The organism is Novosphingobium sp. UBA6272, from assembly GCF_002440635.1.
Lineage (GTDB): Bacteria > Pseudomonadota > Alphaproteobacteria > Sphingomonadales > Sphingomonadaceae > Novosphingobium.
The window spans coordinates 45,809-67,695 of record NZ_DJUW01000034.1 but is presented as its reverse complement, the minus strand read 5'-3'; the positions used below and the strand labels follow the sequence as shown (position 1 = coordinate 67,695).

The 21,887-nt window shown below is 63.7% G+C and carries 22 protein-coding genes; 6 read left to right on the top strand and 16 right to left on the bottom strand.

Annotation, left to right across the window (positions count from 1 at the left end; all coding sequences use genetic code 11):
* Positions 1 to 40 precede the first annotated feature (40 nt).
* Positions 41 to 493, bottom strand: a complete 453-nt coding sequence (locus B2V17_RS15955) for an acyltransferase (protein ID WP_292999421.1) — start codon at positions 491 to 493, stop codon at positions 41 to 43.
* Positions 494 to 569: 76 nt separating this feature from the next.
* On the opposite strand from B2V17_RS15955, the gene B2V17_RS15950 reads away from it, so the two are divergent.
* Positions 570 to 1,919, top strand: a complete 1,350-nt coding sequence (locus B2V17_RS15950) for an oligosaccharide flippase family protein (RefSeq protein WP_292999419.1) — start codon at positions 570 to 572, stop codon at positions 1,917 to 1,919.
* Position 1,920: 1 nt separating this feature from the next.
* On the opposite strand, the gene B2V17_RS15945 is transcribed toward B2V17_RS15950, so the two are convergent.
* Entirely contained in the window at positions 1,921 to 2,889 is a 969-nt protein-coding gene (locus tag B2V17_RS15945; protein ID WP_292999417.1) for a class I SAM-dependent methyltransferase, read from the bottom strand.
* Between the two features lie 117 nt (positions 2,890 to 3,006).
* On the opposite strand from B2V17_RS15945, the gene asnB reads away from it, so the two are divergent.
* Entirely contained in the window at positions 3,007 to 4,947 is a 1,941-nt protein-coding gene (gene asnB, locus B2V17_RS15940; RefSeq protein ID WP_292999415.1) for an asparagine synthase (glutamine-hydrolyzing), read from the top strand.
* On the opposite strand, the gene B2V17_RS15935 is transcribed toward asnB, so the two are convergent.
* The 9 genes from B2V17_RS15935 to rfbC are packed head-to-tail and all read right to left on the bottom strand — an operon-like array spanning position 4,907 to position 13,611.
* Positions 4,907 to 6,145, bottom strand: coding sequence for an acyltransferase family protein (locus B2V17_RS15935; protein WP_292999413.1), 1,239 nt, complete (start codon positions 6,143 to 6,145; stop codon positions 4,907 to 4,909). The two genes, asnB and B2V17_RS15935, sit on opposite strands and share 41 nt — an antisense overlap.
* A 21-nt stretch (positions 6,146 to 6,166) precedes the next feature.
* A complete protein-coding gene (locus B2V17_RS15930) occupies positions 6,167 to 7,066 on the bottom strand; it encodes an SDR family oxidoreductase (protein WP_292999411.1) in 900 nt (299 codons plus the stop codon).
* On the bottom strand, positions 7,063 to 8,160 hold the full coding sequence (locus B2V17_RS15925; protein ID WP_292999461.1) for a glycosyltransferase family 4 protein: 1,098 nt from the start codon (positions 8,158 to 8,160) through the stop codon (positions 7,063 to 7,065). The genes B2V17_RS15930 and B2V17_RS15925 overlap by 4 nt, the downstream gene beginning before the upstream one ends.
* A 5-nt stretch (positions 8,161 to 8,165) precedes the next feature.
* Positions 8,166 to 9,362 carry a glycosyltransferase gene (locus B2V17_RS15920; RefSeq protein WP_292999409.1) on the bottom strand — a complete coding sequence of 399 codons (1,197 nt, stop codon included), beginning with the start codon at positions 9,360 to 9,362 and terminating at the stop codon, positions 8,166 to 8,168.
* The gene (locus B2V17_RS15915) at positions 9,362 to 10,210 is read right to left on the bottom strand and encodes a class I SAM-dependent methyltransferase (RefSeq protein ID WP_292999407.1); all 849 of its coding nucleotides are present in this window, start codon (positions 10,208 to 10,210) and stop codon (positions 9,362 to 9,364) included. The genes B2V17_RS15920 and B2V17_RS15915 overlap by 1 nt, the downstream gene beginning before the upstream one ends.
* The gene (rfbA, locus tag B2V17_RS15910; RefSeq protein WP_292999405.1) at positions 10,207 to 11,091 is read right to left on the bottom strand and encodes a glucose-1-phosphate thymidylyltransferase RfbA; all 885 of its coding nucleotides are present in this window, start codon (positions 11,089 to 11,091) and stop codon (positions 10,207 to 10,209) included. The genes B2V17_RS15915 and rfbA overlap by 4 nt, the downstream gene beginning before the upstream one ends.
* On the bottom strand, positions 11,088 to 11,978 hold the full coding sequence (gene rfbD / locus B2V17_RS15905) for a dTDP-4-dehydrorhamnose reductase (protein ID WP_292999403.1): 891 nt from the start codon (positions 11,976 to 11,978) through the stop codon (positions 11,088 to 11,090). Before rfbD ends, rfbA begins: the two co-directional genes overlap by 4 nt.
* The gene (gene rfbB / locus B2V17_RS15900) at positions 11,971 to 13,041 is read right to left on the bottom strand and encodes a dTDP-glucose 4,6-dehydratase (protein WP_292999401.1); all 1,071 of its coding nucleotides are present in this window, start codon (positions 13,039 to 13,041) and stop codon (positions 11,971 to 11,973) included. Before rfbB ends, rfbD begins: the two co-directional genes overlap by 8 nt.
* A 6-nt stretch (positions 13,042 to 13,047) precedes the next feature.
* A complete protein-coding gene (rfbC, locus tag B2V17_RS15895) occupies positions 13,048 to 13,611 on the bottom strand; it encodes a dTDP-4-dehydrorhamnose 3,5-epimerase (protein WP_292999399.1) in 564 nt (187 codons plus the stop codon).
* A 158-nt stretch (positions 13,612 to 13,769) separates the two neighbouring features.
* Here rfbC and B2V17_RS15890 point away from each other — a divergent pair, with 158 nt between their 5' ends.
* Genes B2V17_RS15890 through B2V17_RS15880 form a run of 3 tightly spaced genes read left to right on the top strand, consistent with a single transcriptional unit; the run spans position 13,770 to position 17,145 of the window.
* The gene (locus tag B2V17_RS15890; protein ID WP_292999397.1) at positions 13,770 to 15,047 is read left to right on the top strand and encodes a sugar transferase; all 1,278 of its coding nucleotides are present in this window, start codon (positions 13,770 to 13,772) and stop codon (positions 15,045 to 15,047) included.
* Between the two features lie 9 nt (positions 15,048 to 15,056).
* Entirely contained in the window at positions 15,057 to 16,328 is a 1,272-nt protein-coding gene (locus B2V17_RS15885) for a nucleotide sugar dehydrogenase (RefSeq protein WP_292999395.1), read from the top strand.
* Between the two features lie 37 nt (positions 16,329 to 16,365).
* A complete protein-coding gene (locus B2V17_RS15880) occupies positions 16,366 to 17,145 on the top strand; it encodes a tyrosine-protein phosphatase (protein ID WP_292999393.1) in 780 nt (259 codons plus the stop codon).
* Here B2V17_RS15880 and B2V17_RS15875 read toward each other — a convergent pair.
* The gene (locus B2V17_RS15875; RefSeq protein WP_292999391.1) at positions 17,142 to 18,011 is read right to left on the bottom strand and encodes an alpha/beta fold hydrolase; all 870 of its coding nucleotides are present in this window, start codon (positions 18,009 to 18,011) and stop codon (positions 17,142 to 17,144) included. The genes B2V17_RS15880 and B2V17_RS15875 overlap by 4 nt on opposite strands.
* Before the next feature lie 116 nt (positions 18,012 to 18,127).
* Between B2V17_RS15875 and trxB the strand changes: the two genes are divergently transcribed.
* Entirely contained in the window at positions 18,128 to 19,081 is a 954-nt protein-coding gene (trxB, locus tag B2V17_RS15870) for a thioredoxin-disulfide reductase (RefSeq protein WP_292999389.1), read from the top strand.
* Here the strand turns inward: trxB and B2V17_RS15865 are convergent.
* The 4 genes from B2V17_RS15865 to B2V17_RS15850 are packed head-to-tail and all read right to left on the bottom strand — an operon-like array spanning position 19,078 to position 21,865.
* Positions 19,078 to 19,893, bottom strand: coding sequence for a hydrolase 1, exosortase A system-associated (locus B2V17_RS15865; RefSeq protein ID WP_292999387.1), 816 nt, complete (start codon positions 19,891 to 19,893; stop codon positions 19,078 to 19,080). The two genes, trxB and B2V17_RS15865, sit on opposite strands and share 4 nt — an antisense overlap.
* Entirely contained in the window at positions 19,890 to 20,570 is a 681-nt protein-coding gene (locus tag B2V17_RS15860; protein WP_292999385.1) for a hypothetical protein, read from the bottom strand. The genes B2V17_RS15865 and B2V17_RS15860 overlap by 4 nt, the downstream gene beginning before the upstream one ends.
* Positions 20,567 to 20,830, bottom strand: coding sequence for an acyl carrier protein (locus B2V17_RS15855; protein WP_292999383.1), 264 nt, complete (start codon positions 20,828 to 20,830; stop codon positions 20,567 to 20,569). Before B2V17_RS15855 ends, B2V17_RS15860 begins: the two co-directional genes overlap by 4 nt.
* Before the next feature lie 21 nt (positions 20,831 to 20,851).
* On the bottom strand, positions 20,852 to 21,865 hold the full coding sequence (locus tag B2V17_RS15850; RefSeq protein WP_292999381.1) for a GNAT family N-acetyltransferase: 1,014 nt from the start codon (positions 21,863 to 21,865) through the stop codon (positions 20,852 to 20,854).
* Between the last annotated feature and the right edge of the window lie 22 nt (positions 21,866 to 21,887).

Genomic DNA, 21,887 nt, shown 5'->3' with positions numbered 1-21,887 from the left:
GCCAGAGAGCACTATCTGCGTTTGTCAGTATCGTTATCGGTCACTCGGGCTTGCGGATCGGGCCGGCAGGATTGCCGGCCCAGACTTCTCTGGCCGGAACCGATTTGGTCACGACCGATCCGGCACCAATGACAGCGCCGGGTCCGATTACGACCCCGGGCAATATGATAGCACCAGCGCCAATCCATGCACCGTGGCCAATTTCGACCGGGCGGTCGACATGGTCGCTACCAGCCGCATGCGACCTTCCGATATCGAGTCCGCCGTCCATCACCATGGCCCTTGCCGATAAAACGACGTGATCGCCGATAGCAATGCCGCAACGGCCGAGAAGGAAAACATCGTGATTGATCGCGACATTGTTCCCGATTTTGATATTCGCCGCGTTCACAACAGTGAAGTTACCATAAATATTGACGAATTTTCCGAAGTGCCAATAGCCCTTGAACGTCGGTAGCAATCGCTTTACGGCGCTGAGGGTCGATCGGAGCATGCCGGTTTCACTAGTCGAGTGGACCTTGCGGCGCAACCGAGGCTTTCTCCCCGGCACAGCAAAGGGACCTTGCGACATGGCCTGGCAAGCGATGCAGGCAAGACTGCGCAGCGCGATCCCCGCTTTCAGGCTCGACGGTCGGGCCCTGCTTTCGATGGCTGCCAGCCTGGCACTGCGGATTGCCGGTCTGCTCGGTACGTTCGGCCTGGGGCTGGTTTTAGCACGGCTTTGGTCCCCAGCCGATTTCGGGATCTATGGCCTCGTCATTTCGGTGGCGGCGCTGGCGACCACGTTCTGCCAGCTGGGCACCCCGCAGTTGGCCGTGCGCGAATTTGCGGTGCTGGCCAGCGAGAATGCGCTCGCCGCGGTGCGGGCGCGGAGCGGGACCTTTCAATCAGCCAGCCTGCTTGCCTCGCTCGTCCCGGTGGGTTTGGCGGCAATCCTGCTGCTGCTCGACCAACCGTTCCTCAATGTCGAGCCGCGTCACTGGTTGATCGGTTCTCTACTTAATGTGCTGGCGGTTCAGACCGTCGTCCTTTCCGCCGGACTGCGCGGGGTCGGGCAGATGACCCAGGGCCAGTTCATGGACATCCTCGGCCGACCGGTCGCGGCGCTGACGTTGGTTCTGGTTGCCTGGTTGGCCTTCGGGCGACCCGATATCGGCTCGGTGCTGATGATCCAGTTGGTGGTAGCATTCGCAGCGGCGGCGATCTGCCAGTACTGGTTCCTGCGCGCCACGCGTTCAACAGATCAAACGTCCGGCGCTGTCCGTAAGCCCTGGCTTAGTGCAGCAATCCCGCTGGGGGTGGTCGATGTGCTGCGGCAGCTCGACGGCACCTACGGCCTGATCCTGATGGGCTGGCTGGTTGCCGGGACCGAACTCGGATGGTTTCGTGTCGCCTTAGCCTGCGCGGCGCTGATCAATATGCCGATCAGCGTGTTCCATGTTGTCCTTGCCCCGCGCCTGGCGGTGCTTTTCCGCAACGGCGGGGAGGGCGAGCTGCAGGCCTTGCTCGGCAAGGTCAGCCTGATGCTGACCGCTATCTGCGGAGCAATCGTACTGGTGCTGGCCCTGTTCGGCGAAGCACTGGTTACCCTGGCCTTCGGCGCGCCTTACGCCGGCGCAGCGCAGCCCCTGCTGGTGATTGCGATCGCCCAGCTGGCCTTCAGCCTGTTCGGGATGGGGCCGATCCTGCTGCTGATGACCGATCTGGAGCGGCCGCTGACGGTGATCTACGTGATTGCCGTACTGGGCGGGATTGTCGCAGCGCTGGCTTTGATCCCGATCTATGGTGCGGTAGGCGCGGCGCTGGCCCAGTTGGTTTCCCTGACCGTGGTCGGCGCCGCTTCGGATCTGGTTGCGCGGCGGCGGCTGGGGCTGCGCGTAAGCTGGTTGCGCCTGCCCGGATCTGCCAGCGCGGCCTAGATCAGGCCGGCCTGACGCCGCGCACTACAGCGGCTTCATTCACCCCGTTGTTTACGAATCCGGCGAAGGTGACCTTGGCTCCGGCGTGTTCGAACATCCGCGCGACGGTCATCACCCGCTGGGGATGGTCGTGCGCCGGAGAGAACATGTCGAAGGTATCGAGCACCAGCCATTCGCGGCGCTGCTCGGCAGTAAGTTCGCTTGGTAGGGTGCTGGGATCGACCAGCGGGACAAAGCGGGCCAGCCGGCCAAGGCCAATTCGGCGCAGGCCCTCGACCAGCTTTTCCATCCAGCCGACATTGCGCTCGATCAGGCGCATCAAGCGATCATGCGACATGCGCTTGGTGATCGGGCGGAGCAGGTACTTGGCATGGAGCTTGGTCCACCAGCCGCGGATCGGATAGAAATCGACCACGATCTCTCCGCCGGGCTTGGCCATTTTGACCAGCGCGGCGACGGACTTGGCAAAATCAGGTGTGTGCTGGAGCACGCCCAGGCACAGGACCTTGTCGAAGCTGCCCGGTGCATAGGGCAGTTCGTAAATGCTGGCCTGGGCCAGGTGCAGCCGACCGTTGGCGATCACGCCGTTGTTGCGCCAGTTCGCTTCGACCGCCGATGAATAGTCGACACTGTAAAGGGTGGCCTCGGTCTGCTCGACCAGGACCCGGCTGAACCGCCCGGCTCCGGAGCCTACTTCGAGGACGGTCAGTCCCTTGAGAGCTTCGGGCGTCCACCCGGTTTCCGCAAACAGCCGCACGCTGCTGACTGCGCTATCCACGCCTTCACCGTCAATCTGGGTGGTATCGAACAGGTTCCACTGCTTGCCGAAGTTGGTGGCGTAATTCTCGGCCGGACAGAATCGGGGGATCCCGGCAACTACCGGAAAGCTGCCGCCGGCGTCATCAACATAGCTATCGCCTTCAAGGCGGAGGGGACGGCTGGTGGCGGGATTGGCATATGCGACGGTCACACGGCGCCTAATACAGCGCTTTTCGGGCATGGCAACGACCATGTCCTTGGATCACATGGCTTACGCGGGTTCGGCAAGCAGATGGACATAGCCGCGCGAATTGCATAACCGGAGGCCATGTGTGGCATCGCCGGGCTCTACAGCCAATCCGTCCCGATCACCTCTCAATTGCTGCGGGCCATGACCGACCGGATCGTGCCGCGTGGGCCGGATTCGTCGGGCGACTGGATCGGAGACAATGGCCGGCTCGGCTTCGGCCATCGCCGCCTGGCGATCATTGACCTGAGCGAAGCCGGGCACCAGCCGATGCGTTCGGCCTGCGGGCGCTACACCGTCACCTACAACGGCGAAATCTACAACTTCCAGGACCTCCGCGCCGAGCTGGAAAGTGCGGGCAAGGCGCCGCCATGGCGCGGGCATTCTGACACCGAGGTGATGCTGGCCGCCTTCACCGCTTATGGGGTGCGCGATGCGCTCCCGCGGCTATCGGGCATGTTTGCGTTGGCGGTGTGGGACCACCAGCGCCGCGAACTGGTGCTGGCGCGTGACCGGTTTGGCGAAAAGCCGCTGTACTATGGCTGGACCGCAGCGGGCTTTGCCTTTGCTTCAACCCTTGGCCCGATCGCCGCTACGCCCGGGTTTGCCAATCCGGTGTGCCGCGAGGCGCTCGCTTGCCTGATGGCGCGGGCCTATGTGCCGGCGCCGCTGTCAATTTACCACGGTATCGCCAAACTCGAGCCGGGCTGCCTGCTCACGCTTTCGGGCGATACCGCGCCGGGCACGCAGCCGGTGGTCGAGCGCTGGTTTGATTATGCCGATCAAGTGCTGGCCGGTGCTGCAGATCCGATTTCTGACCAGGGCGAGGCGCTCGAGGCGCTTGATGCCGTGCTGACCGGGGCAGTCGGGCGGCAGCTGGTGGCTGACGTACCGGTGGGCAATTTCCTCTCGGGCGGGATCGATTCCTCGCTGATCACTGCAATCGCGCAGAAGTGCGTCAGTCGCCCGATCAAGACCTTCACGATCGGCTTTGACGAAAGCGGGTTCGACGAGGCGGTCTATGCCAAGAAGGTCGCCGCCGTGCTGGGGACCGATCACACCGAGCTCTACCTGAGCCCGGCCGACGCTCTGGCGGTGATCCCGCAATTGCCGGCGATCTATGACGAGCCTTTCGCGGATTCGTCGCAGATCCCGACGCACCTCGTTTCAAAACTGGCGCGCCAGCAGGTCACCGTTTCGCTGTCGGGCGATGCCGGGGATGAACTGTTCGGCGGATACAACCGGCATATCCAGTTCCCGCGACTGTGGCGGACGATGCGCAAGGTTCCCGGGCCGCTGCGCCGCGCGGCGCTGGGCGGTGCCGGTGCGATGCCACCGGGGCTGTGGAACGGCCTGTCCGATCTCGCGCGTCGTCGCCGTTCTGCCTGGTTCGGCCACAATGCACAGCGCGCGCTGAAGCAGATGTCACGCGCCGATGATTTCGACACGCTGTTCGACCGATTCATGGACGATTGGGCCGATCGCGCATCGCCGCTGGCCGGTGGACAGCGCTGCACCCGGCCGCTGCACACCGATCCGCGTCTGGCCGGGCTGCCGCTCGAACTGCAGATGATGCACGCCGATGCGGTGACCTATCTGCCCGACGATATCCTCGCCAAGGTTGACCGGGCCGGGATGGCGGTCAGCCTCGAATCGCGGATCCCGTTCCTCGATCCGCAGGTCACCGCGCTGGCGGCGCGGATCGATCCGGCGCTGAAGTTCGCGCGGGGCGGGGGCAAGGCGATCCTCAAGGACCTGCTCTACCGCTATGTCCCGCGCGAGCTGGTCGATCGTCCCAAGGCCGGGTTCGCGATTCCCGTGGGCGTCTGGTTGAAGGGCCCGTTGCGCGACTGGGCGGAAGACCTGCTATCTGAAGCGGCGCTGGACGCGGACGGTCTGTTTGAGCCGCAGGTTATCCGCCAGCGCTGGGCCAATCACCTTGCCGGGCGGGAGGATGCGACTCAGCCGCTGTGGGCAGTGCTCATGTTCCAGGCCTGGAAGCGCGCGCAAGCCGGGACTTGAGCCAGCCGCGGACCTTGGCGGTCTGCCGCTCGGTCGCCAGCGAGAACAGCCAGGCAAACGCCAGCGACAGCACGACCGCAGCGGCATAGGTGGCGAGCGCTAGCGGATCAGTCGGGGCAAAGCCGCTGGCGTAGCCGGGGTTGTCGGTCACACTGCCCAATACCGCGACCAGCATGATGATCACCGGGAAGTGAGTCAGGTAAAGGCTGTAGGAAAAGTCGGCCATCGCCTTGTTGAAGCCGCCAAAGCGCACCGCCCATTGCGGCGGACGAGCGCGCCAACCAAGCAGCAGCAGCCCGGTCGCCAGACAGATCCCGTACTGGACCGAGAACCGGACCATGTCGGTCGGCGCAAGTGCGGCATCGGCATAGCGCCGGAACAGCAGCATGGCCCCCAGCAAGGCCAGCGCAGGCAGGGCGATCGGCAGCCGGGGCGGGCGCAGCACGGCGGCGGCGACTCCGATCAGCCACATCCCGAAATAGAGCCAGAACATCGGTCCCAGAATGAGCAGGCAGAGCGCAGCAGCTAGGGACAAGCCGATTCGCCCGCCTCCGCGCTTCAACGATCCGGCGGCGAACAGGCCGAACACCATGTAGAACCAGAATTCGCTCGACAGCGTCCACAGCGGCGGGTTCGAGCCATAAGGTTCGACGAAATAGAACTGCAGCATCGCCGCATTGCCGAGGAACGTGCTCCATCCGGCATTGGCGGCGAAGTTGATCGGGGTACCTTTCTCGACAAAGGTCGGGTTGCTGGCGTCGTAAAGGCCGGTGCCGTTGAACCAGGTCGATCCGATCCAGGTAAGTGCCACGGTCAGCAGCAGTGCCGGCAGGAAGGCCGTGTAGAGCCGGCTGAACCGGTCGACTGCATAGCCCGGCGGATCGAAACTGCCGCGGCTGAGCCGCGCCACCACCATCCCGCCGACCAGAAAGCCCGACAGGACAAAGAAGACCAGCACGGCTTCGACGAAATAGCCGGTGACGAAGTACCAGCCCTGGACCCACAACGGCCGCTGCTCCGGGGCGAGCAGGCCGTAGCCCTTGAGCAGCGGGAAGCGGGCATGGCCGATCATCACCACGAAAGCCGCCAGCCAACGCGCCAGATCGATTGCCGAGACCAGCCCGGGGTGCTGCAGATCGTCGAGGAAGCGCCCCGGTTCGATCAGCCCGCCGCGATCCGCCGTTGTTTCCTCGCCCATGTCGCCCCCCGGTTCTGCGGCCTAGCCGAGATAGCCCTGGTACTTGTCGGCCAGATATTCGTCGAGGCAAACCCGCCAGTCGCGCATCACGTTGACCCCGCGCAGGTCAAGCTTCTTGGTGATCAGCCGCTCGGACGGCGGGCGCGGGGCGAAATATTCCTTGGCGAAATAGTCGGAGCTGACTGGCTCGACCGCGATCTCGTCAGCCTTGCCCAGTGCCTTGACCAGGTATTCGGCTACTTCGAAGCGGCTGGTCACGCCTTGGCAGACCATGTTGTAGAGGCCCCACAGTTCCTGCTCGACCAGCACCTTGACCTGCGCGGCGAAGTCCCGGGTGTAGGTCGGCGTGCCCAGCTTGTCGTCGACGACCTTGAGTTCCTTTGCCCCGGCCTTCAGCTGGGCCGCAAGCTTCTGGATGAACTTCTTGTCCTTCGCAGGGCCGGCCCCCATCATCCAGCCAGCGCGGCAGACCAGATAACGCTGGGCGTTCTCGACCACGAAGCGCTCTCCCATGTATTTGGAGCGGGCATAGTGGCCGAGCGGATTGGGTTGGTCCCAATCGTCATAGGTTTCCTGCGCTCCGTCGAAAATCCCGGCGGTCGAGATATAGAGCAGCGGCACGTCGAGCCGGTTCGCCAGCCACACTGCATCCTCCACCGGGAGGGTGTTGGTGGCATAGGCATCGTCGACATTGTCCTCGCAATATTCGAGGCTGGTGTGCGCGCCGATGTGGAACAGGTAGTCAGGTTTGAAATCGAGCACCTGGCGGCGATATTCGGCCCGGTCGCGGAAGTCGCAAAAGCCCAGCCAGTCGGCGTTGACGTCCTTGTCGGTGCACATCAGTTCGTGCGATCCGGAGAACACGTGGTGGAAGGCCTCGCCCAGCATTCCGCCGACGCCTGCCATGTAAATCCTGCTCATTTCAGTCCCTTGGTCGTGGCGCCCTCGATCACGGCGCGGTATTGGCCGGCAATAGCGGCTGTGGAATAATTTGCCACCGCATCCTTGCGCGCGGTCTCACCCAGGCGGCGGCGCAGCGCGGGATCGCGGATCAGCTGTTCCAGCGAGGCTTCCCATTCGGCCTCGGTCCTGACCAGCAGGCCATTCTCGCCATGCCGGATCAGCATCGGGGTGGTGCCGACTTCGGTCGCGACGCAGGGCAGGGCGAAAGCCATGTACTGGATCGCCTTGAGGCCAGACTTGCCCAGCACCCAGTCATCGATCGGCAGCGGGTAGACCCCTACATCGAGTGCCTGCAACTGCGCCACTTCCTCTTCGGCGCTCCAGCGGATCACCTCAAGATCGACCCCGGGCAGCTCGTAATCGAAGTTGCCGATCACCCGCAGCTTGAACGGCAGCCGCTGCGCCAGCCGCTGGAACACGCCGGTCAGCAGATCGAGATAGACCTTGGAACTGAATGTCCCGGTCCAGCCGACCACCACCGGCTTGTCGTTGGAATAGGTCGTCGCGGGCTGGAAACGCTCAGTATCGACCGATGACGAGATATAGGTGCAGGCCTTCTTTGCGTTCAACGCCAGGCAGAAGTCGTTGAGGAACGGCGAGCTGGTTACGACATGGTCGGCAGTCCTGATCAGGAACCGTGCCTTGCCCGAACCCTTGAGTAGACGCACCAGCGGCCCGATGTGATCGGCCGCGCCGCCCTGCTGTTCGGACAGGACATTGTCCTCAACATCGAAGACCAGCGCCTTCGCGCGGACGCGGACCAGCCGTTCGAAACCGGTGGTGCCGAACGGGGTAACCCACATGAAGACATAGACCAGATCGTAGCGCCCGACGCGAAACAGGTCGCGGATCCGGCGTAGTGTGCCGCGCAGCACGCCCATGGCCTTGGCGAGGATATGGCCCTTTTCCCAGACCACGTCCCACATCGCGCGATCCATGAAGTTGGAGACATCGATCTCCCAGCCCCGTGCGCGCCAGTCGGCGAAGTACTGCTCGTACTTGAGCCGCTGCCCGGCGGCGACGCCCTCGGGATAGGGACACAGCACCAGCATCCGCTTCACGGCAGCAGCTCCCGGTAGATCGCGCGATATCGGGTCGCGCCGTCCTCGACCGAGAAGTGCGCCAGAGCCACTTTGCGGCAATGGTCCGGCGTAGCGGGATCGGCGGCCATGGCCAGCAGCCGGTCGACCGCGCGGCTGCGCTCTTCGAGGGTGAATTCGCGCAAAGCGACACCGGTGCCCTCGGTTTCGAGGATCAATTCCATGTCGCCGACGCCGACATTGCCGAGGCACGGCACTCCGCAGCCGAGGTATTCGGCCAGCTTGGTCGGCGCGCTCGCGATCTTTGAGAAGACCGGCTTGATGATCGCGGCCCCGGCGCTCATCCGGCGGACCTGCGCTGGAACTTCGGCATGATCGGCGACGGTAATCTCGATGCAGTCTTCGGGTAGTCCGGCTTCTGCAACCATGCGCCGGACCAGGTTCTGCTCGTTGCGGTTGACCACCAGCAACCGGGCATCGGGCCGCCGCTCGCGCAGCAGCTTGAAGCAAGCCAGCACCTCGTCGAACATGTACCAGGTCCCGATCGAGCCGAGATAGCCAAGGGTGAAGGGCCGATCTTCGCCGTTATCTCCCGGCGTGAACCGGTCGAGATCGGCGCAGGTCGGGATCACGCTGATCGGGGCATGGTCGGCCTCGCGCAGATAGGGGAAGTCCTCAATTACTGCCTTGGAAGCATGGGTCAGCGTGACAACATGATCGGCGCCGAGCAGCAGCGTCTTTTCCAGCCGTTTGACCGCGCGGAATATCCCGCCGCCATCGGGCCAGATGCCGCCATCGGTGCGCTCATCCGCCCACAGGCCGCGCATATCGAACAGCAGTTTCGCGCCGGTCAGCAGCTTGACGACCCAGCCGATCAGCGCGGGGATATAGCTGCGCGCGTGGACCAGCCCGATTTTGTGCCGCGTGGCCAGCCACAGCGCCACCGCGGTTCCCTGGGCGATGTCAAACAGCGTCGCGGGGAGGGTCGGGGTCTTGTGATAGGCTAGCGGATGCCAGACGATTCCGGCCGTATCGAGCCGCGCCTGGACCGCGGTAACCTTATTGGCCTGTGCGCGATCAGCCGGCTTTTCATAGCTGACCAGATGGATCGCATAGTCGGTCGCCAGCCGCTCCAGATAAGCGATGACCTGGCTCTGCCCGAGCGGTTCGAGCATGCCGTCATAGCTGATGTACAGGACCTTCGGCTTGCCCATCAGGCCTTGCGCGTCCCTACCGCAACCCAATAGGGTACGCCTTCTGAAAAGCGCACGTTCTCCAATCCTGCTGCCGTCATCATCGCCGCGATCTGTGCCCGGGTGAAGCGCTGTTCGAGCCTGGTGCCGAGCCGGTCGAGCGCGTCGGTGCGCATCGTATAGAAACTGGTGCTGCGATAGGGGGCGAGCGGGATGCCCTCGACATCCATGCCGGCCTTTTCCAGCAGCAAGGCTAGCCGGGCCAGTGGCCAATATGTCGTCGCTGCGATCACACTTGTCACCGCCTTGCGCAGCGGGAAGGGCAGGCGGCAGATGACCTGCCGGGCGAGATCGCTGGCCTTCCAGACCAACCGGAACCACAGCGGTCGATTGTCGAAGGCGTAATAGAGATAGACCAGGAACGGCGCTCCGCGTTTCAGCTTGCGGGCGCAGTCGGCCATGGCTGCGGCAGTATCGGGGATGTGGTGCAGCACCCCGAGCGAATAGCCAAAGTCCTGACTGCCGTCGGCCAGCGGGATCGCATCGACGCTCGCCTGGTGGAACCGGGCATTGGGCTTGCTGCCAAGGCGTTTCTGGCACACCGCCAGTGCCTTGGCCGAAGGATCGACGCAGTTGAGCATGCCGACCCGGTCGACCACGCCCGCTGCCCAGCGGCCCGAGCCGCAACCGAGGTCAAAGCCTTCGGCATTGGCGGGCAGACTGTCCCACGGAAAGATCGCGAAATAGCGTTCGAACAGCTCGTGCCACTCATCCTGGCTGAGTGCGGTCTGATCGAAACTGTCCCATTCCTCGCCGAACCCGGCGACGGTCAATTCATCGATATTGCGCCCTGGGGCGACGGTATTCATGCCATGGATCCCCGTTCGATCAGGCTGGATAGGTAACGGCCATAGCCAGTCTTGGCGAAGCCAGCGGCCCGTGCCAGCAGCGCGGCATCGTCAATCCAGCCGGCCTGCCAGGCGATTTCCTCAAGACAGGCGAGCTGTATGCCCTGGCGGTGCTGGAGCGTGCGAACGAACTCGCTCGCTTCAAGCAGGCTGTCATGCGTGCCGGTGTCGAGCCAGGCGTAGCCGCGCCCCATCCGCTCGACATGGAGGTCACCCGCTTCCAGATAGAGCCGGTTGAGCTCGGTGATCTCCAGCTCGTTTCGCTCAGAAGGTTTGACCTGCCGCGCCAGTTCGGCGGCACGACCATCGTAGAAGTAGAGCCCGGTAACCGCCCATTTGGATTTGGGCTGTTCCGGCTTTTCTTCGATCGAAAGCGCGCGGCCTTCGACGTCCAGTTCGACAACGCCGTACGACCGGGCATCCTCGACGTGATAGCCGAATACGGTCGCCGCGCCCGCTTCGGCCCGCGACCGCGCCCGCGCCAGCATTTCGCTCAGGCCGGCACCGTAGAAGATGTTGTCGCCCAGAACCAGCGCGCTGGGCCCGGAGCCAACGAAGTCTGCGCCCAGGTGATAGGCCTGGGCCAGGCCTTCGGGGCGGGGCTGGACGACATAGTCGATCTTGATCCCGAACTGCTCGCCCGTTCCAAACAGGCGGCGGTAATTGTCGAGATATTCGGGTGAGGAGATCAGCAGGATCTCGCGAATCCCGGCAAGCATCAGCGTGCTGAGCGGGAAATAGATCATTGGCTTGTCATAGACAGGAAGCAGCTGCTTGTTGACGGCCAGCGTCGCAGGGTGCAGCCGCGTGCCCGATCCGCCTGCCAGGATTATGCCCTTCATCGTGCCTGTCCTTCACCTGCCAGCCGGGCCACTATTTCGGCGACCGCCTCCTGCCACGGGCGCGGCGAAATACCAAAGTCGTTTGCGATTTTTGTGAAATCGAGCCGCGAATCCGCCGGTCGGCGGGCGGGGGCGGGGTACTCGGAAGTTGTGATTGGCTCGACCTTCGTCGGAACCTTCAGCCCGTGCTGGGAGGCGCAGGCGAAGACCTGCTCGGCCAGACCGTGCCAGGTTGTTTCACCGGCATTGGCGAAGTGCCACACGCCCGAAGCCTGTTCGGGATCGGCCACAAACCTAGCGGTGATCCGGGCGAGGGCTGAAGCGAGATCGCCGGCATAGGTCGGCGTTCCGCGCTGGTCGGCAACGACCTGCAAGACGTCGCGCTCGGCGCCGAGCCGGAGCATGGTCTTGACGAAATTTTTGCCATCGGCACTGATCACCCAGGACGTGCGGACGATTGCGTGGCGTGCGCGCGAGGCCTTTACGGCCATTTCACCCGCCGCCTTTGTCTTCCCGTAGACGCTGAATGGGGCAATCGGATCGTCTTCGCGCCAAGGGCCTTCACCTTCGCCAAAGACATAGTCGGTCGAAACGTGGATAATCGGAATGCCCGCTGCCGCAGCTGCTATTCCCAGCATTCCGGCCGCTTCGCAATTCACGGCATGGGCCTGAGCGGGTTCGGTCTCAGCCTTGTCAACTGCGGTATAGGCCGCGCAGTTGATGACTGCGGTAAACTCGGAAAGCTCGAGAACGCCCTGATCGATCAAAGTCGACAGGTCGAGCACATCGCGCCCCGGCGCAACGATATCCACCCCCGGCGGCGGATTGCGGCGCAGCGCGAGGCCGACTTGCCCCGACCCGCCGGTCAGCAACCAGCGCTCAGCCATTTGCCAAGCCAAGCCTTTCGCCCTGATAAGCCCCGCTCTGGACCGCACGCCACCAGTCCTCGTTGCCGAGATACCAGGCGACAGTCCGGGCGATGCCGCTCTCGAACGTCTCGCGTGGTTCCCAGCCGAGTTCGTCCTTCAGCTTTGTGGCATCGATTGCGTAGCGGAAATCGTGTCCCGGACGGTCGGTCACGAAGCTGATCTGGGAACGGTAGGGCTGGCCATCGCTGCGCGGGCGCAGCCGGTCGAGCTCGTCGCAGATCGCATGGACGACTTGCAGGTTGGTCCGTTCGGCATTGCCGCCGACACAATAGGTTTCACCGACCCGTCCGCCGGCAACGACGGCGCGCAGCGCGCGGGCGTGATCTTCGACATGCAACCAGTCACGCACGTTGGAGCCATCGCCATAGACTGGCAGCGATTCGCCCGCGATGGCCTTGAGGATGGTGAGCGGGATCAGCTTTTCGGGGAAGTGGTAAGGCCCATAATTGTTCGAACAATTGGTCAGGACCACGGGCAATCCATGGGTGTGGTGCCAGGCGCGGACCAGATGGTCGCTCGCCGCCTTGGATGCCGAATAGGGCGAGCGCGGGTCATAACTGGTAAACTCGTCGAAATGGCCCTCGGTTCCCAGCGAGCCAAACACCTCGTCGGTCGAGATGTGATGGAACCGGAACGCGCCGCGCGCCGCCGCGTCCAGCCCGCGCCAATAGGCGGTTGCCGCATCGAGCAGCGTGAAGGTGCCGACCACGTTGGTCTGAATGAATTCCGCCGGGCCGTCGATCGAGCGGTCGACATGGCTTTCGGCGGCGAGATGCATGATCGCTTGGGGCCGGAAGTCGGCCAGGACGTGGGCCAGCGCCGGACCGTCGCAGATGTCGACCTGGTGGAAATGGTGACGGTTGGATTGCCGCGCTTCGGCCAGTGAAGCGAGGTTTCCGGCATAGGTCAGTTTGTCGACATTGCAGACCTCGGCCGGCGTCTCGTCAATCAGCTGCCGGACCAGCGCCGAGCCGATGAACCCGGCGCCGCCGGTTACCAGGATGCGTTGCGGTTCGGACATGCTCGATCAGGACTCCAGCGGTGCCAGCGGCGTGCCATCATAGTCGAACTGGCCTGCAAAGTCGCCCAATGCGGGGAGCAATTGATCCTTGTCGGATAGGACCGGTTCGATCCCCTCAAGCGGCCAAGCGATCCTGATCGCTGGATCGTTCCACATCACCCCGGCTTCGCATTCGGGTGCATAATAATCGGTACACTTGTAGTGGACTTCGACATTGTCGGTCAGTGTCAGGAAGCCATGGGCGAAGCCGACCGGCACGTAAAGCTGCTCGCCGCCCTCGGCGGTCAGGGTCGCGGCTACCCAGTTTCCGAATGTCGGCGAACCGCGGCGCAGGTCAACCGCGACATCGTAAATCGCCCCGCTCAGGCAGCGCACCAGCTTGGCCTGCGCAAATGGTGCAAGTTGGCAATGCAACCCACGCAGGGTCCCTCGTGTTACCGACAGGCTGTGATTGTCCTGCACGAACACATCACCGATCCCAAGCTCGGCAAAGGTCCTCGCATTGTAGGTTTCGCTGAACCACCCGCGCGCATCACCGAAACGGCGGGGGCGAATTAATTTCGGGATCACGCAGCCAAGTCTCCGTCAAGACGGGGAATTTCCGAATTACGAATGTCTTTCAGGATTTTGGACATGACAAATCCCTTATGCCGCCTTAGTCAGCATGACCAGCCCCAACAGCGGGCGGGATCGCTTTTCAATTCAACCGGCTGAGGATCAGCGCGCCGATGGCACCGAACAGGCTCCGTTTGCAGCGCAAATCGGCGTGGCTCAATCCGCTGACGCAACTTGGCATCGCGGCCCTGGCCTGTGTGATCTGGCCGTTTTTCCTAACCGTGCGATTTCTGCCGGCCCGCTGGCATGATTACGTTGCACAAAACACCTTGATTGCCTGCCTGATCGCCCTGGTGCTGGGTTTTACCCTGCACCGCTCGCTCAGCAAACTGCCGGGGACCTTTGAAAGCTTCGGGATTCTGCCAGGCTATCTGGCTTCGTTCGGCCTAGTCCTTTCCGGCATTCTGTTGCTGCGGATCGAATATACCCGGTCGCTGCTGGTTTTGAGCTTCTTTGCCTGCGTGGTCTGGTTCTTCATGGTCTACTTGGTAGTCCAGCGCAAAACGGTGTTGCGGCTTGGGACCATACCCGGCGGACGAATGCCTGCCTTCGCCGAGCTGGCTGGCGTTTCCAGCGTGGAGCTGTCGCTGGATTCGTCGCTTGAGGAGATCGACGCGATCACTGCCGATTTCCGCTTTGATCACAGCGATGAGTGGGAAGCGCGAATCGCCGATTTCACGCTGGCCGGAATCCCGATTTACCACTCGAAGGACCTTTACGAATCACTGACCGGTCGGACCGAGCTTGAACATCTTTCCGAAAACAATTTCGGCGCGCTTGGACCGGCCAATTCGTGGATGCTGCCCAAGCAGGCGATCGACTGGATAGTTGCCTTGTCATTGGCTCCGATCGTGCTGCCGGTCTGCCTGATCGCGGCTATCGCAGTCCGCATCGACAGTCCTGGGCCGTCGCTGTTCCGCCAATCGCGCACCGGCTATCGCGGCGAGGAATTCACCGTGTTCAAGTTCAGGACCATGAAGGTCAGCAACAATGGCAGCGCCAAGGCCCCGGTTGAAGAGCTGATCACGCGCAAGGAAGATGACCGAATCACCCGGCTCGGTCGTTTTCTGCGGTTCACCCGGATCGATGAATTGCCGCAGCTGATCAACGTCCTGCGCGGCGAAATGAGCCTGATCGGACCTCGCCCGGAAGCGACCGGGCTGGCCGACTGGTACCAGGCCGAAGTGCCGTTCTACCGCTATCGGCACATCGTCAAGCCGGGGATCACCGGATGGGCCCAGGTCAATCAGGGCCATGTCGCCGGGGTAGACGACATCAAATTGAAGCTTCAGTACGATTTCTATTACATCCGCAACTTCTCAATTTGGCTCGACATTCTGATCGTCATGAAGACGGTGAAAACGATGCTGACCGGTTTCGGTCACAAATAAGGCTATCCGATGAACGACTTTTCTCCTCGCGTTGCCGTGATCGGCCTCGGCTATGTTGGCCTGCCGCTGGCTCTGGCCCTCGCGCGCCATTTCGAAACCCACGGCGTCGATGTCGACAAAGGTCGCATCGCCGAACTGCGAACCGGCCACGACCGGACCGGCGAGATCGAGGAGCCGGCGCTGACCGCCAGCCCAATCACGCTGCACGAAGGCGTGGAGAGCTGCCCGCCGTGTGATTTCTACATTGTCACCGTGCCGACCCCGATTGATGGCGAGAACAGGCCCGATCTCGATCTGGTGGTCCGCGCCAGCCGCTCGGTCGGCGCGGTGCTGGCCGGTGCCGCCGCCGAAGACCGCCGTCCGGTGGTGGTCTATGAAAGCACGGTCTATCCAGGCGTCACCGAGGATATCTGCGCGCCGGTGCTGGAAGAGGTTTCTGGTCTGATCTGCGGGAAGGACTTCTTTCTCGCTTACAGCCCCGAACGGATCAATCCCGGCGACCGCGAGCATACGGTCGACAAGATCACCAAGGTGGTCTCCGGCCAGACCCCCGAAGTGCTGGATGACGTCTCCGCACTGTATGGCGCGGTTACCACCGGCGGTGTGTTCCGCGCAAGTTCGATCAAGGTCGCCGAGGCCGCCAAGGTGATCGAGAACGCCCAGCGCGATATCAACATCGCCTTCATGAACGAGATCGCGCAGATTTTCTCGCGGATCGGAATTTCGACCTGGGACGTGCTGGCGGCGGCCGGGACCAAGTGGAACTTCCTGCCGTTCACCCCCGGCCTGGTCGGCGGACACTGCATCGGGATCGATCCCTATTACCTCGCGCACCGCGCCCGCGAACTGGGGATCGAACCCAACGTGATTACAGCCGGGCGCGGGATCAACGATTCGATGGCTGAATGGGTTGCCGGCGAACTGCATACCGCGCGCGGCGGCAAGGGTGGCTCAGCGCTGGTGCTGGGGCTGACCTTCAAGGAAAACATCCCCGACCTGCGCAACAGCAAGGTCGCCGATCTGGCCGCCGCGCTGGGCAAGCTGGGCCACAGCGTGACGATCCACGATCCGATGGCCGATCCGGGGGAGGCGCGGCACGAATACGGCGTCGAGCTGGCGGCGGAGCTTCCGGCCGGTCCATTCGATCTGGTGCTGCTGGCGGTGCCGCATGGCGATTATCTGGCGCTGGGGCTCGATGCGCTCCGCGCCAGGCTTGCGCCGGGCGGGACCCTGGCCGACCTCAAGGGTGTGTTCGGCGGCAGGGCTGACTGGTCGCTGTGACTTGCGCCGGGGCAGACAAGCTGTCACTGGCCCGGCTATGACTGATCCCCGCGTTCTCAAGCTCGATGGCGTCCACAACTTCCGCGATTATGGCGGTTACGAAGGCGCGGAAGGGGCGCGGGTAAAGACCGGTTTGCTGTGGCGCTCGGCCCAGCATGGCGACGCCAGTGATGCCGATCTGCAGGCGATCCACGATCTTGGCATCGCCGATGTGATCGACCTGCGCGGTCCGATCGAGCGCGACAGCAAGCCCTGTCGTCGCCACGATGGCTTCGCCGGGCAAGTCTGGACTTACCCTGAGGAAACCGCCGGCCTCGCGCTCCACACCGAAGCTGCCGACGGCGTGGTGACTGCCGCTGAAGCCCGCGCGGCGATGGTCCGGCTGTATGACGGGATCGCCTTCCGCGAAAACCTGGTGCCGATGCTGCGGCTCTATTTCGAACTGCTGCACCGCGCCGACGGACCCAGCCTGGTCCATTGTGTGGCCGGGAAAGACCGCACAGGCTTCGCGGTCGCCATGGCGCAGCACGTGCTGGGCGTCTCGCGCGAGGCGATCATGGACGATTACCTGCTGACCAACAGCGCCGGGAACATCGAAGCCCGGATCGAAGCCGGTGCAGTGCAGATCCGCGAGCGCCATGGCGCGATTTCCGACGAAACGATCCGCGCGCTGATGGGGGTTGAAGCCGATTACCTCAACGCCACCTTCCGGGCAGTCGAGGCGCGTTATGGAAGCCTCGATACCTATCTGGCCGAAGTTCTGGGGATCGATGCGGCCAAGCGCGAGGCGCTGCGCGGGCATTACCTCGAAGGCTAGAGGAACGCCCGCACTTCCGCGATGAAGCGGTCGAACTGGTCATGGTGAAGCCAGTGTCCGGCATTCTCGAAGTCGACCACCCGAGCGTTCTGGAACAGCTTGTCGCGACCGTCCTTGGTCGGGCTGGTTGCCCATGAATCGTTGCCGTAAAGCAGCAGTACCGGGCAGGTTATCGCCCGCCAAAGCTCTTCGCTCAGGTGCTGCGGGGTATCCTCAAACGGCCAGACATTGAGATAGGGATCGAACTTCCAGCTCCAGGTGCCATCTTCGTTGCGGCTTGCCCCGTGAATGGTCAGGTGGCGGGCCTGTTCGTCGGTCAGGAAGGAGTTCTCCTCCTTCATCCGCGCGAAAGCCGCTTCGATCGTTGGATAGCGCCGGGGGATTCGCCCGGCGGCAGCGCGGCGCTTTTCGATCCATTCGCGAAAGCGGTTGGCATAGCCCTTCGCCTCACGTTCGGCGCGGGTCTGGGGGGAGGGGCCAAGTCCCTCGATGTTGACCAGCTTGCGGACCTTTTCAGGGTAAAGCCCGGTGAACCGCGTCGCGACGTTGCCGCCGAGCGAGTGCGCCACGATCGTCACCTGCTCATGATCCAGCGTGTGGACCAGTTGGGCAAAGTCATAGACGAAGGCGTTCATCTCGTAATTGCCGTCGGGCGCCCAGGCGCTGTCGCCGTGGCCGCGCAAATCGGGGGCGATCACGTGCCAGTCCTTGGCCAGCTCTTCCGCCACCCAGTCCCAGCTGCGGCTGTGGTCGCGCCCGCCGTGCTGAAGGATCAGCGGCGGTGCCGAAGGATTGCCCCAATCGACGTAATGCAGGCGCAGGCGCTGCGAGATGAAGCTGTTGGCGGTCGGTCCGTGCGGAGTCATGGCGAAGCGCTTTGCGCGCAAGCGGGGCTTGCGTCAATCCGGGGGAAATCGCCGCCTGCAACTCTGGCATTCGGGCCATGTGCTGCCTATCTGCCACCGACATAACGGAGGACGAGATGGCAACCCACACCACGCGCATGCTGATCATCGGTTCGGGACCGGCAGGGCTTTCGGCCGCGATCTATGGTGCCCGCGCCGGGATGCAGCCGATCGTGGTCCAGGGGCTACAGCCCGGCGGGCAGCTGACCATCACCACCGATGTCGAGAATTATCCCGGCTTTCGTGATGTGATTCAGGGGCCGTGGCTGATGCAGGAAATGCAGGCCCAGGCCGAACATGTCGGCACCCGGATGCTGTGGGATACGATCACCTCGGTCGACCTCTCGGGCCCGCCGTTCCGCGCGGTGGGTGACAGCGGCGACATCTATGAGGGCGAAACGCTGGTGATCGCGACCGGGGCCCAGGCCAAGTGGCTGGGCGTACCGGGCGAGCAAGAGCTTTCGGGCAAGGGCGTTTCGGCCTGCGCGACCTGCGACGGGTTCTTCTATCGCGGCAAGAAGGTGGTGGTGATCGGCGGGGGCAATACCGCGGTGGAAGAGGCGCTCTACCTCACCAACCACAGCCAGGACGTGACCCTGATCCACCGCCGCGACAGCCTGCGCGCCGAGAAGATCCTGCAGGATCGGCTGCTGGCCCATCCCAACATCAAGGTACTGTGGAACAAGGCGGTCGATCACTTCGTCGGCGATGCCAGCGGGCTGACCGGCGTGGCGCTGACCGATACCGTGACCGGCGCAAGCTCAGTCGAACCGACCCAGGGAGCTTTCGTCGCGATCGGCCATGCCCCCGCGACCGAGCTGTTCAAGGACAAGCTCGAGATGGATGCCAGTGGCTATCTGCTGGTCGAGCCCGGCACTCCCAAGACTGCGATCCCCGGGGTGTTCGCCTGCGGCGACGTGATGGATCACGTCTATCGCCAGGCCGTTACCGCTGCCGGCACCGGCTGCATGGCCGCGCTTGATGCCGAGCGCTTCCTGGCCGAGCGCGAATTCGCCGCTACGAAGGGCTAAAGTCCGCGCAGTGCCGCGAGGATCTGGCCTTGCAGCCAGATTCGCGCTTGCGGTTCGACAAAGCTGTGCCCGGCACCGGGGCAGGTCCGCAGTCGCGGATCGTTCTTGTCCCAGGCGGCCTTGAACGCCTGAGCCGTGCGGTCGTTTTCGGCGAGCAGGATGGTGGCGGGACCGGCAAACTTCTCCAGCCCAGCGGCCATTTCCTGCGCGAGGTTGCTCGGCGGACCATCGGGGCCGACCGCCTCGACCAGGCTCGCCGCCATTTCGGTGACCTTAACCTTGCCGCCCAGCAGGCGCTTCCACGCTGCCAGGTTGAACAGGCGGCGCAAGTAATAGCTGCGCAGCGCGGTGGGCGGCATCGGTGTTGGGGCTGCTTGTTCGGACGGGGCTTCGACGACTGCCTCCGGCTCGGGATCGAAGGTCCACGGGTTGGCCAGCACCAGCGCGTCGCAGCCTTCACCGCTGTTCAACATGAGCGCGCTGGCTGCGTCGCAATTGCCATAGGCGACGACCTTGCGCAGCGTCGGCACATGATTGCGGAAGGCGCGGATCGCTGCGGCTATATCGGGGCCGCTGTCGGTAAAGCCCGCGTTGGCGCCCTCGCTGTCGCCGATCCCGCGCCGGTCAAACCGGAGTACCGGAAAGCCTGAAGCGGCGATCCGGTCGGCCAACTGGGCCTGGCTGCCCCAGGGTCCCGCACGCACTTCGTTGCCGCCGCTGACGATCAGCAGGCCGGTGCTGCCAGCGGCCATATCGAGTGAACCGACCAGTTCGGCGCCATCGCAAGCAAAGGTGAAATGCTTGCGGTTCATTGTGCGAGGCCCACTGTCAGGACAGCCGCCAGGGCATCGACCTGATCCGGTGCCTCGTCGGGTTCGGCCCGCAGCCACAGCGCGCTGCCACCGATCATCTCCTGATCGACCGGGATCAGATCGCCGCGTTTGGACGGAAGCAGGGCCTCCAGCTGGCGCAGCATCTCGGCCGAGAGCGGCCAGCCGGCAAGTTCAATCCCCTGTTCCTTGCCGCGCTCCATCAGCTCGGCGGCGTCTTCCTCGCGTCCGGCTTCGCGGGCCGAGATGATCCGGGCGCGGAGCAGTGTCTTGACCAGGCTTGCCCCTTTGACCGGGGCAAAGTGCCAGCCCGGCAGCTTGTCGGGCAGCACTAGCCCGCCGCCCCGGATCGCCAGCACATGGGTCGCGCCGAAATGCCGCGCCGCGGCTTCAAGGCCCATGCGCCAGTCCTCCGGCTCGACCTGGGCGAGTTCTTGCTCGCTTTCGTTGCAGCCGGGCAAATCTGGCAGAATGCTGTCGATCCCGGCCCCGTCGAGCCGGCGCATCACTTCCACGGTGAAGCGCCGCATCCGGTTCGCCTCGTCGAACAGCGCCGGAGCCACCAGCACACGGTGCTGGCGCCCCCGGTCGAAGGTCAGGGCCAGTTCGCTTGCCGCGGCACCGCCGGGCAAGGGGCAGGGGTAAATGGTGGCCTTCACGCGTCCTCTTGCTTGGCGATCGCGAAGTTCAGCAGGTTGCCGTAGGTCTCGAACAGTTCGCCATCGATCTCGTCTTCGTCGATCACGATATCGAGCCGATCCTCCATCTCGGTCAGCAAGCCGGCCACAGCCATCGAATCGAGTTCGGGAAGGTAGCCGAACAGCCCGGTTTCATTGGTAAATGCATCGGCCTGCCCCGGCTTGAGGCCGAGGACATCTTCGAGAATCTTGCGGAGTTTTCGATCGATCGTGGAGCGCATCGGGTTCCTGCCAAAATGGGTTCAGCGCCTCTTGCCGCGCGGCCAGAAGTTACGCAAGGTTGCCTTGGCAATGCCGGGCCAGTTTCCGGGCCAGAGTGGGCGGAACGCCTCGATCCGGTAACGCGGGCGGACCAGCTCCATCCAGTCGCGCTTGTAGCCGTCATTGCCGGTCCCGAAATCGACCAGCGCCACCCGATCGCGATCGATGACCTGCTCGAATAATGCTGCTGAAAGCGTTGTTCCTGCTGACAAATGCTTGGCGTCCTCAGTGTGGGCCAACTTGTGGATAAAGGCGGTAGAACTTTCTACCGTCCAAAACTGCGCGGCCACCGCGCGGCCATCAGCGCGGGCAATCGCCATCCGAAGGCGGCCGGCCTGGCCTTCCTGCTCGGCAAAAGCGCGCAGGAAGGGGGGTGAACCCTCTTCCGGTTTCCAGCTCGCGGCATAAACCGTTTCGTATTCCGCCCAAAGCGCTGGATCGAAGTGGGTGACCAGTTCGACCGCCACCTTGCCCCCCTTGCGCTTCAGCGTGGTGCGCAGCGGGCCGGGGCGACTGGCCAAATAGTCGGCGTAGCTGCGGCCACCCACCTGCAACACATGATTGACGTCGCACTGCTCGACAAAGACCGTCCAGCCCGTGCGGCGTAGTGCTTCGGCCAGCAGCGTGGTCTCGCGGTTTTCGTCCGGAAGCGGTGAAAGAATCAGGTGCGGTGCTTGCCCCGCCAGATCCTCGGCCAGCGCGTGAAGCAAGGCCGGCTTGTCCGCACCACTGCTGAAAAGCGGCGCCATGCGGAAGGTGTACCAGTTGCCGAGCGCATGGATCCGCCGCGCCTGGCGGAGCAGCGGCAGGACCGCGCGGTGCTCGCCATCCCGGACGACGGCTATCAGGGGCAACATATCACAATGTTCGACCAGACCTTGCCACCATTCGATCCGGTCAAACGGGGCGCGGGCGCACGGCGCGGCGAGCAGGGCGGCCAGCTTGGCATCGCCTTGCACTTCTTTAAGATCATCGTGATAGACGACCGCAACCAAACGCTTTTCCTTTGCCCCTTGG